At 65.0% G+C, this 13,593-nt stretch carries 12 protein-coding genes, 1 tRNA gene and 1 pseudogene; 9 read left to right on the forward strand and 5 right to left on the reverse strand.

The window, feature by feature from the left end:
- The first annotated feature begins 56 nt into the window (after positions 1-56).
- Entirely contained in the window at positions 57-1,163 is a 1,107-nt protein-coding gene (locus JYG34_RS20510) for an enoyl-CoA hydratase/isomerase family protein (protein ID WP_213658081.1), read from the forward strand.
- A 201-nt stretch (positions 1,164-1,364) separates the two neighbouring features.
- Here the strand turns inward: JYG34_RS20510 and JYG34_RS20515 are convergent, their stop codons facing one another.
- Complete coding sequence (locus JYG34_RS20515) at positions 1,365-1,808, reverse strand: hypothetical protein (RefSeq protein WP_213658082.1); 444 nt, start codon at positions 1,806-1,808, stop codon at positions 1,365-1,367.
- Positions 1,809-2,020: 212 nt separating this feature from the next.
- Between JYG34_RS20515 and JYG34_RS20520 the strand changes: the two genes are divergently transcribed.
- The 8 genes and pseudogenes from JYG34_RS20520 to nadS all read left to right on the forward strand — a co-directional run bounded on the left by JYG34_RS20520 (position 2,021) and on the right by nadS (position 8,618).
- A complete protein-coding gene (locus tag JYG34_RS20520; RefSeq protein WP_213658083.1) occupies positions 2,021-3,511 on the forward strand; it encodes a sensor domain-containing diguanylate cyclase in 1,491 nt (496 codons plus the stop codon).
- Positions 3,504-3,725, forward strand: a complete 222-nt coding sequence (locus tag JYG34_RS20525) for a cysteine-rich CWC family protein (protein WP_213658084.1) — start codon at positions 3,504-3,506, stop codon at positions 3,723-3,725. The genes JYG34_RS20520 and JYG34_RS20525 overlap by 8 nt, the downstream gene beginning before the upstream one ends.
- A gap of 32 nt (positions 3,726-3,757) precedes the next feature.
- A pseudogene (locus JYG34_RS20530) lies at positions 3,758-4,447 on the forward strand (pseudouridine synthase); the annotation flags it as partial.
- A gap of 455 nt (positions 4,448-4,902) precedes the next feature.
- A complete protein-coding gene (locus tag JYG34_RS20535) occupies positions 4,903-5,787 on the forward strand; it encodes an alpha/beta fold hydrolase (protein ID WP_213658086.1) in 885 nt (294 codons plus the stop codon).
- Between the two features lie 115 nt (positions 5,788-5,902).
- Positions 5,903-5,976: transfer RNA gene (locus JYG34_RS20540), tRNA-Gly, on the forward strand.
- 187 nt (positions 5,977-6,163) lie between these two features.
- On the forward strand, positions 6,164-7,864 hold the full coding sequence (locus tag JYG34_RS20545; RefSeq protein ID WP_213658087.1) for a SulP family inorganic anion transporter: 1,701 nt from the start codon (positions 6,164-6,166) through the stop codon (positions 7,862-7,864).
- Between the two features lie 149 nt (positions 7,865-8,013).
- The gene (locus tag JYG34_RS20550; protein ID WP_213658088.1) at positions 8,014-8,334 is read left to right on the forward strand and encodes a type II toxin-antitoxin system RelE/ParE family toxin; all 321 of its coding nucleotides are present in this window, start codon (positions 8,014-8,016) and stop codon (positions 8,332-8,334) included.
- Positions 8,331-8,618, forward strand: a complete 288-nt coding sequence (gene nadS / locus JYG34_RS20555; RefSeq protein WP_213658089.1) for a NadS family protein — start codon at positions 8,331-8,333, stop codon at positions 8,616-8,618. The genes JYG34_RS20550 and nadS overlap by 4 nt, the downstream gene beginning before the upstream one ends.
- A 38-nt stretch (positions 8,619-8,656) precedes the next feature.
- Here nadS and JYG34_RS20560 read toward each other — a convergent pair whose 3' ends face one another.
- From JYG34_RS20560 to JYG34_RS20575, 4 genes are all read right to left on the reverse strand, one after another.
- Positions 8,657-9,139: a hypothetical protein gene (locus JYG34_RS20560; RefSeq protein ID WP_213658090.1), complete on the reverse strand. Its 483-nt coding sequence runs from the start codon at positions 9,137-9,139 to the stop codon at positions 8,657-8,659.
- 14 nt (positions 9,140-9,153) lie between these two features.
- Positions 9,154-9,525: a hypothetical protein gene (locus JYG34_RS20565; protein WP_249746185.1), complete on the reverse strand. Its 372-nt coding sequence runs from the start codon at positions 9,523-9,525 to the stop codon at positions 9,154-9,156.
- Between the two features lie 96 nt (positions 9,526-9,621).
- Positions 9,622-11,211 (reverse strand): alpha/beta hydrolase, encoded by a 1,590-nt coding sequence (locus tag JYG34_RS20570; RefSeq protein WP_249746186.1) that lies wholly within the window; start codon positions 11,209-11,211, stop codon positions 9,622-9,624.
- Positions 11,212-11,218: 7 nt separating this feature from the next.
- Positions 11,219-13,585, reverse strand: coding sequence for a TonB-dependent receptor (locus JYG34_RS20575; RefSeq protein ID WP_213658092.1), 2,367 nt, complete (start codon positions 13,583-13,585; stop codon positions 11,219-11,221).
- Positions 13,586-13,593: the final 8 nt, after the last annotated feature.

Raw genomic sequence — 13,593 nt, forward strand, 5'->3', positions numbered from 1 at the left:
CCGGCAGCCACGGCGCGACGGGCCATACTGAGGGGATGACTTGCGCGAGGTTGCCCATGGCCATTCACTGCGAGGTACTCACCGGCGCCGACGGCGCCCGCATCGGCATCGCCACGCTCGATGCGCCCAAGGCGCTCAATGCCCTGACCCTGCCGATGATCGAGGTGCTCGACGAGCACTTGCAGGAATGGGCACAGGACCCGGGCATCGTTTGCGTCGTACTACGCGGTAACGGGCCCAAGGCCTTCTGCGCCGGTGGCGATGTGCGCGCGCTGGCCCAGGCCTGCCGCGAGCATCCCGGCAGCGTGCCGCCGCTGGCGGCCACCTTCTTCGCCCACGAATACCGCCTGGACCATCGCCTGCACACCTACCCCAAGCCGCTGCTGTGCTGGGGCCATGGCCATGTGCTGGGCGGCGGCATGGGGTTGTTGCAGGGCGCAGGCGTGCGCATCGTCACCCCCAGCAGCCGCCTGGCCATGCCGGAAATCAGCATTGGGTTGTATCCGGATGTCGGCGCCAGCTGGTTCCTTGCCAGGCTGCCGGGCAAGCTGGGGTTGTTCCTGGGTTTGACCGGCGCGCCGATCAATGCCCGCGATGCCCTGGACCTGGGGCTGGCCGACCGCTTCTTTGGCGAGCATCAGCAGGACGCGTTGATCGAAGAGCTGCTGCAACTGAACTGGCAGGAGCAGACCGCATTGCAGCTGAACAGCCTGCTCAAGGCCGAACAGCACCGCGCCTGCGCCGAATTGCCCGAGGGGCAGTGGTTGGCGCGGCGGGCGGTGATCGATGAAGTACTCGACGTGGCCGACCCGGTGGCGGCCTGGCGTGCGCTCAGTGGCCTGGCCCGGCATGCCGACCCGCTGCTGGCGGCGGCGGGCCAGCGCCTGCACGAAGGTTGCCCGCTGACCGCGCACCTGGTGTGGGAACAGATTCGCCGCGCGCGTTACCTGTCGTTGGCCCAGGTGTTCCAGATGGAATACACCCTGAGCCTGAACTGCTGCCGTCATCCGGAGTTCAGCGAGGGGGTGCGGGCGCGGTTGCTGGACAAGGACAACACGCCGCACTGGCATTGGCCGGATGTGGCGCAGGTGCCGGCGGCGGTGGTCGAGGCGCACTTCACCAAGGTGTGGGAGGGGCGCCATCCGTTGGCGGACCTGGGGTGAACGGTACCGGCCCCATGACAAGGTAGGAGCTTCAGCCGCGAACACCCGCGCAGAGGGTGCCGAACACCATGTTGCCTGCATCGCGGCTAAAGCCGCTCCTACAGCGATCCCCCGTGCAGCGGGTGCCGGACACCACGTTGCCTGCATCGCGGCTGAAGCCGCTCCTACAGAGGACCCAACTCCCGGTACCAGAATCAACGATCACCGCTGCCAACTGCGATCCCCTCCCCGCCCGCCATCCGGGCGCCGGTCATGGTCCCCGCGCCCATTGGAATGCCAACGGTCCCCCTGGCCCCCACGGTTGTCATTGCGGTAATCGTTGCGCTCACGATCCCGCCCATAGTCATAGCGCTGGCGGTTGCCATAGTCGTACCGCGGGTTGCCCTGCCAGCGCGGCTGCATGCCGGGCGGCGGATATGGGCGGTACTGCGGCACCGGCGCCGGGCGGTAGTAACGCGGTGCGGGCTGGTAGTAGTAACGCGGTTGCGGTGCCACGTAGTAGCGGTCTTGACGGTAATAGCCCGGGTACACGTAGCGATCGGTGGTGTAGTAGTCGCTGCGGTAATAGCCGTCGCGCTCGTAGTAAGGCGCGCAGGCGGATGTCAGCAGTCCCAACAGGACAACGAGCAGGATGCGTGGGTACATGGCGGCCTCCTGGACCGCGAAAGGGCCCGGCACAGCGGCGCTGGCGGGCGTCGACGACAATGCGTCGGTCGACACTGCATCAGACAGCGGCGCCGGGGTTCAGTGCCATTTCAGCAACAATTTGAAACAGGCCGTATACCCCTTAAAAACATGCAGTCATTTTTCGGTCATCTCACTAGAATGTGGCCACCGGCACACCTCTCGGGAAGATCATGCCTTCACCGTCCGCCCTGTTCTCGCAACGCTCGCTGATCCTCACCCTGCTGCTGTTGCTGGCCTGCGGCTTCCTGGCCACCTCGCTGCTGAGCTACTACGCCTCGCGCGGGGCAATCCGCGATGGCATCGTCAATACCGAGCTGCCGCTGACCTCCGACACCGTCTACTCGGAAATCCAGAAAGACCTGATCCGCCCGGTGCTGATCTCGTCGATGATGGCCCAGGACACCTTCCTGCGTGACTGGGCACTGGGCGGCGAGCAGGATACCCGGCGCATCACCCGCTTCCTCGGCGAGGTGATGGGCACCCAGGACACCTGCACCAGCTTCTTCGTCTCCGACCGCAGCCTCACCTACTACCAGGCCAAGGGCGTGCTCAAGCAGGTCAGGCCCGACAGCTGGCGCGACGCCTGGTACTTCCGCCTGCGCCAAACCAGCAAACCCTACGAGATCAACGTCGACCTGGACATGGCCAACCAGGACAAGCTCACGGTGTTCATCAACCACCGGGTGCTCGACTATCAGCAGCGCTTCATCGGCGCCGTCGGCGTGGGGCTGAGCGTGGAGTCGGTGGTGCGCCTGATCGACGACTATCAACGCCGTTACCAGCGCGCGGTGCTGTTCGCCGATGGCCAGGGCAAGGTGCTGCTGACCGGCTCCGACGGTGGCCCCCATGGCCTGCGCGCCGGCCAGCAACTGAGCGACAGCAACCAGTGGCAAGACCTGCTCGCGCACCTGCCGGCACCCGCCGAAGGCAGCCACGAGTACCACGACAACGATGGGCACAGCCACTTCCTCAATGTGCGCCTGCTGCCGGAGCTGGGCTGGTACCTACTGGTGGACAAGCGCGAGAGCGGCGCCCTGGACCGCATTCGCCAGTCGCTGTACCTGAACCTGGCGATCTGCGCGATGATCACCCTGGTGGTGCTGTCGTTGCTCAACGCCATGATCAAGCGCCACCAGGACAACGCCGCCGCGCTGGCCACCCTCGACAGCCTCACCGGCCTGCCCAACCGCCGCAGCTTCGACCTGCTGGCTGGCCAGGCGCTGGTCGAGGCCCAGCGCGACAGCGCGCCGCTGGTCGCCCTCTTGATTGACCTTGACCACTTCAAGGCGCTCAACGACACCCACGGCCACCTGGCCGGCGACGAAGTGCTGCGCCAGTTCGCCACTGTGCTGCAGGGCAGCCTGCGCCAGTCCGATATACTCTGCCGCTGGGGCGGCGAGGAGTTCGTCGTGCTGCTGCGTGAAGCCCACGGGCGCCAGGCTATCGAGGTGGCGGAGAAGATCCGCCGGCGCACCGAGCAACTGATCTTCAGCTACAACGAACAACCGCTGCGCCTGACCGCCAGCATCGGCTTGTCCAGCCTGCTGCGCGAAGACACCCTGCACAGCCTGCTGACCCGCGCCGACCATGCCCTTTATCGTGCCAAGCAGAGCGGCCGCAACCGCGTCTGCAGCGAACTGCCCGGAACCGACCATGACTGACCCCCAGCGCTGCCCCGCCTGCGGCGCCACCAACCAATGCGGCCTGGCCGACCCGCGCAGCGCGACACAGGGATGCTGGTGCTTCAACGTGAGCATCGACCCGGCCATCCTCGAGGCGCTGCCGGCCGAGCTGCGCGACAAAGCCTGCCTGTGCCCGCGCTGCGCGGCAGTGGACGAACAACTCAAGGCAGCGCGAACACCTGTGATCCGCTAGACTGCGCGCCGATTTCCCACGACCTTCCTGCCATGCGCCTCGACCGATTCCTCGGCAACCTGCCCTGCTACAACCGCCAGCAAGTGCGCCTGCTGCTGGCGAGCAAGCGCGTGCGCGTTGACGGCGAGGTGGCAAGCGATCCGTTGCATGAAGTGCGCGAGTTCAGTCGTGTCGAGGTGGATGACCAAGTCGTGCAGGCCGGGTGCCCCGCCCGCTACCTGATGCTGCACAAACCTGCCGGCTGTGTCAGCGCCACCAGCGACCCGCTGCACCCCACGGTGCTCGACCTGCTGCCGGCCGAATTGCGTGACGACCTGCATATCGCCGGGCGCCTGGACTACAACACCACCGGCCTGATGATCCTGACCAACGACGGGCAGTGGTCGCGGCGCCTGACCCAGCCGCAGACCAAGCTGCCAAAGGTGTACCTCGTGCAGACAGAGGACGAGATCGGCGCGCATTATGTCGACAAGTTCCACGAAGGGTTCTACTTCGCCTTCGAAGACCTCACCACCCTGCCCGCCCAACTGGACATCCTCGGGCCCCGCGAGGCCAGGCTGACAATCGTCGAAGGGCGATATCACCAGGTAAAGCGGATGTTCGGGTATTTCCAGAACAAGGTGGTGGGGTTGCATCGGGAGCGTATGGGCGCTATCGCGCTGGACCTGCGGCTGGCACCGGGTGAGTACAGGGAACTCTCGCCCGAAGAGATCAGTACAGTCTGTAGGAGCGGCTTCAGCCGCGATGAAGACACCTCGGATGGCACCCGCTTCGCGGGTGATCGCGGTTAAAACCGCTCCTACAGAGGTCGTATCAGGCAAATGGGTCAAGTCTTGCCCGTGAAGCAGGCGGCACCGCCACACGACCGCCGAGCCCCCCCGAGTCACATTTTTCCCCGAACGGCACTTGCGCGATCCGCGCCCCGCTGCTTGAATCGAATCGTCAGTCTGCAAGTGACCAGCAAGTCACACCGCAGGTCGGACGCCCTTTGCCGGCCACCCAGTGCCTCGATGCCCTGGGGCACGGCAAATCGCCCGCTACAACAATACCGTCGACACACGCGTCAAGGATCGACACAAGGGCCTACCGGTTTCTCTTCCAGGCAAATGCCTACCTGTCATAAAGAACGTGCACCCTAGGTGACGCGAATACCCTTTTTGCGCCAGGAGTCGATGACATGAGGCCAGAAATCGCTGTACTTGATATCCAAGGGCAGTACCGGGTTTACACGGAGTTCCATCGCGCGCAAGGCGCCGAGAAGACGATCATCCTGATCAATGGCTCGCTGGCCACCACGGCATCCTTCGCCCAGACGGTGCGCAACCTGCACCCGCAGTTCAACGTGGTGCTCTACGACCAGCCCTACGCGGGCAAATCAAAGCCCCACAACCGCCAGGAGCGCCTGATCACCAAGGAGACCGAGGCGCACATCCTCCTCGAACTGATCGAGCACTTCCAGGCCGACCATGTGCTGTCGTTCTCCTGGGGCGGCGCCTGCACGCTGCTGGCGCTGGCGCACCAGCCGCGGCGGGTGAGGAAGGCCATCGTCAGTTCGTTCTCGCCGGTGATCAACGCACCGATGCGTGACTACCTGGATCGCGGTTGCCAGTACCTGGCCGCCTGCGACCGCTACCAGGTGGGCAACCTGGTCAACGACACCATCGGCAAGTACCTGCCGTCGCTGTTCAAGCGTTTCAACTATCGGCATGTCAGCAGCCTGGACAGCCACGAGTACGCGCAGATGCACTTCCACATCAACCAGGTGCTCGACCACGACCTGGAGCGGGCGCTGAAGGCGGCGCGCAACATCGACATCCCGGTGCTGTTCATCAACGGTGACCGCGACGAGTACACCACGGTCGAGGATGCCCGCCAGTTCGCCCGGCATGTGGGGCAGAGCCACTTCAGCGTGATCCGCGAGGCCGGCCACTTCCTCGACATGGAGCACAAGGGCGCCTGCGAGGATACCCGCTCGGCCATGCTCGGTTTCCTCAAGCCGACCGTGCGCGAGGCCCGTCATCGCCACACACCGGTGCACGCACAGCATGCACTGGCCATCTGAGCGCATCGGCGTCCTGTGGGCCCTACTACCCGCGGGCTACAGGTCGCCGACAGGCTTTTTTATAACCATGGGCTTCTAATACGGAGGGAGTTATGGTAAAAACTCAGGCGCAAACGCGGGTATAGTTTAGTGGCAAAACGAAAGCTTCCCAAGCTTTAGTTGAGGGTTCGATTCCCTCTACCCGCTCCACATCGCATTCCCCGCATGGCGTTCCGGTAACGTCATCGCTGTCAAAAGGAGCCTCGGCTCCTTTTTTCGTTTCTGCGGCTTTCCTTGATCTGGCCCATGGCCAAACCCGTGTCGATTGGCTTGAATGCGCAACGGCTTCAGGTGCATAACCGCCTAAGCTTGTTGAAACATATCGAAGGGACCGCGCATGTTTCTCTCCCGCTGGCTACCGGGCCTGGCCAACCTGTTGCACTACCGCCGCGAGTGGCTCCATGCCGACCTGCAGGCCGGCCTTTCCGTGGCCGCGATCCAGATCCCCATCGCCATCGCCTATGCGCAGATCGTCGGCCTGCCGCCGCAGTACGGCTTGTACGCCTGCGTGCTGCCGATGATCGTCTATGCCCTGATCGGCAGCTCGCGCCAGCTGATGGTCGGCCCCGACGCGGCCACCTGCGCCATGATCGGCGGCGCGGTGGCGCCCCTGGCCATGGGTGACCCGCATCGCATCGCCGAGTTGTCGGTGATCGTCACCGTGCTGGTGGGGGCGATGCTGATCGCCGCCGGGGTAGCGCGGGCCGGGTTCATCGCCAGTTTCTTCTCGCGGCCGATCCTGATCGGCTACCTCAACGGCATCGGCCTGAGCCTGATTGCCGGGCAGCTGTCGAAAGTGGTGGGGTTCAAGATCGAAGGCGACGGGTTCATCCTCAGCTTGCTCAACCTGCTCCAGCGCCTGGGCGAGATCCACTGGCCGAGCCTGGCCATCGGCCTCGCCGGGCTGGGCCTGCTGATCGGGCTACCACGCCGCTTCCCACGCCTGCCGGCCGCGCTGGTGACTGTGGTGGTGTTCACCGCGCTGGCCGGCCTGTTCGGCCTGGACCGCCTGGGCGTGGCGATCCTCGGCCCGGTACCGGCGGGCATCCCGGAGCTCGCCTGGCCACAGAGCAACCTGGCGGAAACCAAGAGCCTGCTGCGCGATGCCCTGGGTATCGCCACCATCAGTTTCTGCAGCGCCATGCTCACCGCCCGCAGCTTCGCCGCCCGGCACGGCTATGCCATCAACGCCAACCATGAGTTCGTCGCCCTGGGGGTGAGCAACCTGGCCGCAGGTGTGTCCCAGGGCTTCGCCATCAGTGGCGCCGACTCGCGCACTGCAGTCAATGACATGGTTGGCGGCAAGAGCCAGCTGGTGGGGATCATCGCCGCGCTGGTGATCGCCCTGATCCTGCTGTTCTTCACCGCGCCCATGGCCTGGATCCCCCAGCCCGCGCTGGGCGCCGTGCTGTTGATGGCCGGCTGGGGGCTGATCGACGTGAGGTCGCTCAAGAGCATCCGCCGGCTCAGCCGCTTCGAGTTCTGGTTGTGCCTGCTGACCACGGTCGGCGTGCTCGGTCTGGGGGTGCTGCCGGGCATCGTGTTCGCCGTGACCCTGGCCATCCTGCGCCTGCTCTACAGCATCTACCAGCCCACCGACGCCGTGCTCGGCTGGTTGCCCGGCGTCGACGGCCAGGTCGACGTGCGCCAGCACAAGGACGCCCGCACCCTGCCGGGTTTGGTGGTGTATCGCTTCGACGACGCAATCCTGTTCTTCAACGCCGACTACTTCAAGATGCGCCTGCTCGAGGCCGTGCAAGGCGAACAAAGTGTGCAAGTGGTGCTGTTCGACGCCGAGGCGGTGACCAGCATCGATGTCAGCGGCATCGCCGCCCTGCGCGAAGTGCGCGACACCCTCGCCGCCCAGGGTATTCACTTCGCCATTGCCCGCGCACGCGGCGCCTTCCTGCGCATGCTGGTGCGCTCGGGCATGGCACGGGAGATGGAGGACAAGCTGCTGTTCGGTTCGGTGCGGGCGGGGATCAGGGCGTATCGGGTGTGGCGAAACAGGAATCGGCAGGTGCCGTCCAAAGATTGAGGGAAAGGGACTACGGCATTGCCAGAGGTGAATGATGTCGTCGCAGCAGTGCCTTCGATAGCCTTGCTATCCCGTGCTCTTGCCACGGTCCACCTTTTCTCCAGTAGCGTTGTTACAACATCGACTACGCCAATGGCGCACCACCTGCTATGCTCTTCAGCGAAACGGTCATCTTCACCAAACGCGTAAAGGAACTGCTCGACGATGAGACTTACCGGCTGCTGCAGGTTCGTCTCTTGATTGCCCCGGATGCAGGTGACCTCATCGAGGGCACCGGTGGCTTGCGAAAGCTCCGTATCGCAGCGAACGGGCATGGAAAACGAGGTGGCGCCCGGGTCATCTACTACCACTTCAACGCTGCAGCGCAAATCGCCATGCTCTACATCTACCCCAAGAACGAGCAACAGGACTTGTCCACCGAACAGCGCAAGGCACTGAAAGCCGTCATCGAACACTGGAGACACCCATGAGCCGATTTTTCGAAGAGCTGATGCAAAGCGTTGAACAGATGGATGAAATCATCCAGGGGCAACGCCAGCCTTCCCGCCAGTTCGAAATCGATGCGCTTCAGGTCCGCAACATTCGCAAGCGCACCGGCCTGTCCCAAGTACGCTTCGCCGAGATGATCGACGTGCAGGTCGCCACGTTACGCAACTGGGAACAGGGGCGTCGTGAGCCCACCGGCCCCGCCAAGGCATTGCTTCGGGCACTGCACAATGACCCCGAGCATGTGCTCAAGGCTCTTGCTCACTGAAGGCCCGGGCGTTCCGGGCCTGCAATTTACTTCCCGCCTCAGGCCTGCGGGTAGCTGCAACCGACGTACAGGTCGCGATCCTTGTCTTCCGTCGAAACCACGCGCAACGTGCCCTTGCTCTCCAGCACTCGCTGGTAGTCGACATAACCGTCGGTATCGAGCGTCTTCTTCAGCTTGAGCGCACTGGCCAGCTTGGCGGCATCGGCCAGGGGCGCGGTGCTGCTGCTCTGCAGGTAGAAGCTGAAGCGGTCGGTCATCACCAGGGTGGCGGACGACACACCATTGATGCTCAAGGCCGGCGTAACCTGCCAGGCGGCGCCGCCCCAGGGGCTGTGCGCCTCATCCTTGGTGAAGGTCAGTTGCTCGGCATCGACCAACTGGTTGAAGGCCTCCACCTGCTGCGCGCTGGCCTCGCACTTGGCCAGCGCCGTGAACAGGGCGACCTGGGCCGAATCGGCAGCCGAGGCGGAAAACGCGGCCAGGCAGCCGGCCAGGGTGAGGTAACGAAGCGATCCTTTCATGAGAACTTCCTTGCTCAGTTGAACGTGCATTGGTTGAACGACAGGTAATCACTGCCGGAGGTGAATTGCAGTACGCATTCGGCGTCGAACTTCTGGCCCGGGTGCAGCGCTTTCATCTGCTCGTCCTGGGCACTGTCGGCCCCGCGCAGGCGGGCCAGTTCGTAGCCATCGTCATCGCCGGCGGCGAGTATCGGCGCGCCCTTGAGATTGGTCGACACACCCAGTGCCACCGCGGTGATCTGCACCGGCTGGTTCAGCTCCTCCATGCTCAGCGTGGAGTAGCCCTTCTGCTCATAGCTCTGGTACAGCGTGGCAATATCCTGGGCATCGGCGCCCGGGGCAAACAACAGGCTGCAGGCTAGCACAGCCAAGATCCTGGATTTCACACTAGCTCCTTGTGACGGGTCTCCAGCGTGGGCCGCTGGAGACCGGCACTTTGCCATTAGTGAAGACCGGGCACCATCAGGGTCTCCCTGATCCAGCTACTTCGGCACGCAGGCCCGGGGCTGCGCCCGGGTACCGCGGCCGATCAAGCTGATCAAGCCGCAGGGCAGGCTGCCGCGCCACTGCAGGTAGTCGTGCCCCGCCGGATACTCCGCCTGCTCCACCGCATACCCCTTGGCCAGCAGCACATCGCGCAGGTGGCGATTGGTGTCGAGGATCCTCGGGCCTTCGAACAACCCGGCCTGGAGGTAGAAGCGCAGCGCCTTGCGCGGTGCCTTGACGTACTCGCGGGTCAACCAACCCGGCTCCTCGCCCTCCTGCGCCCACCAGTACGAACCTGACATGCTCAGCACATTGCCGAACCACTGCGGATGCTTCAAGCCCATGTACGCCGAAGCCAGGCCACCGTAGCTGGAGCCGGCGACCACGGTGCGCGAGGACGATGCCGACAGGCCCTGCTGGCGCGCCCAAGGCATCAGTTCCTCGGCCATGAAACGGGCGAACAACGGGTTCGGTGGCAGTTCCTGCTGGCGACTGAGGTCGCTGGGGTTGGCGACGATGATCGCGGCCGTCGGCGGGATCAGGCCGTCGGCGATCAAGTTGTCGAGGATCGTCGGCGTCGGTACCTGGCGGGTGTAGGCGTGGGCGTCGAACAGCACCAACAGGCCCTGGTCGGCCTTGCCAGGACGCCAGCCGGCCGGTCGGTACAGGTAGATATCCCGTTCGTTGCCCAGCAATCGGCTGGCCAGGCGCTTGCGCTCCAGGCTGCCTCGCGTCACGCCCTCGCGAACCGCGACCCAGGGTTGTGGCGCGGCGTCCGGCAGTTCCAGGCTGGAGCGCGACAACCACGGATCACCGCTGCCATCAGCAAAAGTGTTCGGGTTGAGCGGGTCGCGTCGGGTGGTGGCGAGAATCACCCGGCGATCATCCGAAGCTGGCACATCGGCAGCCATCTGGTAGCTCAGGCGGGCGCTGGCCGGCACCTCGAAGCTGCGGTACCAGACATCACTCTGGCCCAGGCGTAGAAGCGACTCATGGTTGCCCGTGGGTGCGCCGAACATCCGCACGTTGTCGCGCGCGCCGCGCCACAGGAAGGTGACCAGGCGCTGGCCGGGGTGGTCGGGGATCGCTTCGACAAGTGGCGTGCCTTCAACGCTTCGGGCCTTCCAGAACGCATCGGTGGTCTCGCCTTTTGCCAATTCTTCCGACAGCGTGCGCAAGATCGGGCTGGCCAGTATTACAGGGCTTTTCCGTTGCTCGGCGACCGGCAGCACCTGATCCAGGCGCAGGCTGAAACGTTCGTCGGGGCGGATCGCCAGCGCTTCGCCACGCACCCGGTAATGGCCATCCTGCCCGGCCACGAAGATGAACTCACGCGGCTGGTCCAGGCCATCGACCAACAGACGCAAGGGTTTCCCCTGGGTATCGAGCAGGCGCAGGCTGACATCGCCGTCGAGGCGCCCTCTCACCAGGTCGCCGGCCTTCAGCGACAACTGCCAGGCCGGCGAGCTCGTCGCACCGGCCTGCCCGTTCACGGCCTTGCCGGGTTCCAGGCGCGGTTCATCGGCGGCCATGGCCGCCCCGGACCAGGCGGCCAGCAGCACCAGGCCACGGGTCAATCGCAGCATGCCCACCTCAGAAGTCGACGCTGGCGGAGAGCTTGAGGGTGCGCGGCTCGCTGACGGTGGCGTAACCGTCGTTGAACACGCCGGCCCAGTAGGCGCGGTTCTCGACGTTCTCCAGGCTGGCGCGCAGGGTCACGTCCTTGCTCAGCACCTTGGTGGCATAGCGCGCACCGAGGTCGTAGCGGGTCCACTGTGGGATCTTGAGTTGGTTGGCGCTGTCGAGGTACTGCGAGCTGCTGTGGATGCCCAGGGCAGTCAGGGTCAGGCCATCGACCCAGGGCAGGTCCCACTCGGCGCCCAGGTTGGCCGACCAGGCCGGCACGCCGCGGGCGGTGTTGCCGTCCATGGCGCCGTTGGCCGTCTTGGTCAGCACGGCACGGGTATAGGTCACGCCGCCCAGCAGGCGCACTTCGGGCGTGACTTCGCCGAACATCGTCCACTCCACGCCGCGGTTGCGCTGCTCGCCGTCGTCATTGTAACGGTTGCTGGTCTTGTCGTAGATCATGCTCGGCTTTTCGATCTGGAACAGCGCCAGGGTGTGGGTGAAGTCGCCCAGGTCCCACTTCACGCCCGCCTCCATCTGCTTGGCGACATACGGGGCGAACTGTTCGTTGTAGTTGGCGGCCTTCACGTCGGTGACCATGCCACCCTGGGTCAGGCCCTCGATATAGTTGGCGTACAGCGACACCGGCGCATCCCAGGGCTTGAGCACGATACCCACGGCGGGGGTCACCTTGCGCTCGTCGTAGGATGGGGTGCTCATTTTCTGTCGCACGCGCTGGGCGCGGGCACCCAGGGTGAGCAGCACGCGATCATCGACGAAGCCCAGGGTGTCGGCCACGGCGAAGCTGGAGAGCGTGTTGTCGCCGGTCTTGACGCTGCTGCCGTGATCACCGGCGATGATCGCCTTGCCGGGGTGGTAGATGTTGGTGGTATAGCCCTTGCCGGTGACGGTCGGCGCGCGGCCGATGTCCTGGTGCAGCAGCGTGGTGCTGAGTACCAGTTGGTGGCTGACCGGCCCGGTCATGAAATTGCCGCGCAGGCCGGCCTCGGTGGACAGGCTGTGGGTGTAGCCCGCCTGGTTGTAAGTCTCGCCCGTGGCGGTGCCATCCGGCTTGGTGACGATCACCCGGGTGCCGTTGAGGAAACCGTCGTAGCGGGTGCGTGCGCCACCCACGCTGGCGTAGGCCGTCCAGCTGTCGTCGAACTGGTACTCGCCATGCAGCGTCACCGCCTTGCTGACCTGCTTGGCATTGATGCCTTCGAGGATGTTGGTGTCGGGCTTGGGCGCCTTGGTCACGGAACCCAGCTTGCTGAAGCCGGCCATCATCGGGCTGCCGTTGTCCATTTTCTCGTGGCTTTCGTAGGCGTCCAGCGCCAGCTTGAAGTCATCCCCCCGGTAGTCCAGGGCAAGCGCTGCCAAGGTGCGGTCCTTGGACTGCTCATCGACGCCGGTGTCGCCGCTGCCGTACACACCGTTGAAGCGGACACCGAAACGGTTGTCGGCGAAACGGCGGCTGACATCGATGTGTTCGGCCAGGTAGCCATCGGAGACATAGCTGGTGGTCAGGCGGGTCAGCGCTGCGTCACCGGCACGCTTGGGCACCAGATTGACCACCCCGCCCACACCGCCATTGGGCGCCATGCCGCTGAGCAACGCGCCTGGCCCTTTGAGCACTTCGACCCGTTCGAGAAATTCGGTTGGCACATGGCCATCCGGCGCCAGGCCGTACAGGCCATTCATCGCCAGTTCCGTGGAGTCCAGCGCATAGCCACGAATCATGAAGTTCTCGTAGGTATGCCCTTCACCGGTGCTGAAGCGGATCGACGGGTCGTTGCGCAGTACCGCGCCGACCGTGCCGCTCTGCTGGTTCTCGATGGTCTTGGCGGTGTAGGCGCTGACGCTGAACGGGGTGTCCATGATGTCGCGGTTGCCCAGCAAGCCGATGCGCGCGCCTCGGGCGACCTGGCCACCGCTGTAGCTCTCCGGCAGGTCGCTGTTGAACCCACTGGCATTGACCGTGGTGGCGCCCAGCGTCAGCGCGCCATCCTCGCCACCGCTGCCCAGGATGATCACGCCGTTCTCTTCCACCGCCACCAGGTCGCTGCCCGCCAGCACCTGGCGCAGGGCCTGCAACACCGTGTAGCGCCCTTGCAGCGCCGGGGCGCCACGCCCGGTCAGCAAACGGCTGTCAGCGGCAATCGCCACGCCAGACTCATGGGCCAGTGCATGCACCGTGGCTTCCAGCGACTGGCTCGGCAGGTCCAGCGTCAGCGGCAGGCTGTCGGCCTGGGCCGCATGGGCCGCCAGCAGGCCGGCGCACGCCAGGGCCAGGCGCCGCAGGGTGCCGGGGAAGCGGGTGGAGGGAAGCGACATGATCGGTC

It is taken from the genome of Pseudomonas entomophila (assembly GCF_018417595.1).
GTDB lineage: Bacteria > Pseudomonadota > Gammaproteobacteria > Pseudomonadales > Pseudomonadaceae > Aquipseudomonas > Aquipseudomonas entomophila_C.

What these genes read in the sequence shown, in the direction of transcription:
- JYG34_RS20570 (WP_249746186.1), bottom strand. Translation starts at nt 11,211, where the DNA reads ATGCTGCGATTGACCCGTGGCCTGGTGCTGCTGGCCGCCTGGTCCGGG.
- JYG34_RS20525 (WP_213658084.1), top strand. Translation starts at nt 3,504, where the DNA reads ATGACTGACCCCCAGCGCTGCCCCGCCTGCGGCGCCACCAACCAATGC.
- JYG34_RS20510 (WP_213658081.1), top strand. Translation starts at nt 57, where the DNA reads ATGGCCATTCACTGCGAGGTACTCACCGGCGCCGACGGCGCCCGCATC.
- nadS (WP_213658089.1), top strand. Translation starts at nt 8,331, where the DNA reads ATGAGCCGATTTTTCGAAGAGCTGATGCAAAGCGTTGAACAGATGGAT.
- JYG34_RS20560 (WP_213658090.1), bottom strand. Translation starts at nt 9,139, where the DNA reads ATGAAAGGATCGCTTCGTTACCTCACCCTGGCCGGCTGCCTGGCCGCG.
- JYG34_RS20575 (WP_213658092.1), bottom strand. Translation starts at nt 13,585, where the DNA reads ATGTCGCTTCCCTCCACCCGCTTCCCCGGCACCCTGCGGCGCCTGGCC.
- JYG34_RS20515 (WP_213658082.1), bottom strand. Translation starts at nt 1,808, where the DNA reads ATGTACCCACGCATCCTGCTCGTTGTCCTGTTGGGACTGCTGACATCC.
- JYG34_RS20545 (WP_213658087.1), top strand. Translation starts at nt 6,164, where the DNA reads ATGTTTCTCTCCCGCTGGCTACCGGGCCTGGCCAACCTGTTGCACTAC.
- JYG34_RS20520 (WP_213658083.1), top strand. Translation starts at nt 2,021, where the DNA reads ATGCCTTCACCGTCCGCCCTGTTCTCGCAACGCTCGCTGATCCTCACC.
- JYG34_RS20550 (WP_213658088.1), top strand. Translation starts at nt 8,014, where the DNA reads ATGCTCTTCAGCGAAACGGTCATCTTCACCAAACGCGTAAAGGAACTG.
- JYG34_RS20535 (WP_213658086.1), top strand. Translation starts at nt 4,903, where the DNA reads ATGAGGCCAGAAATCGCTGTACTTGATATCCAAGGGCAGTACCGGGTT.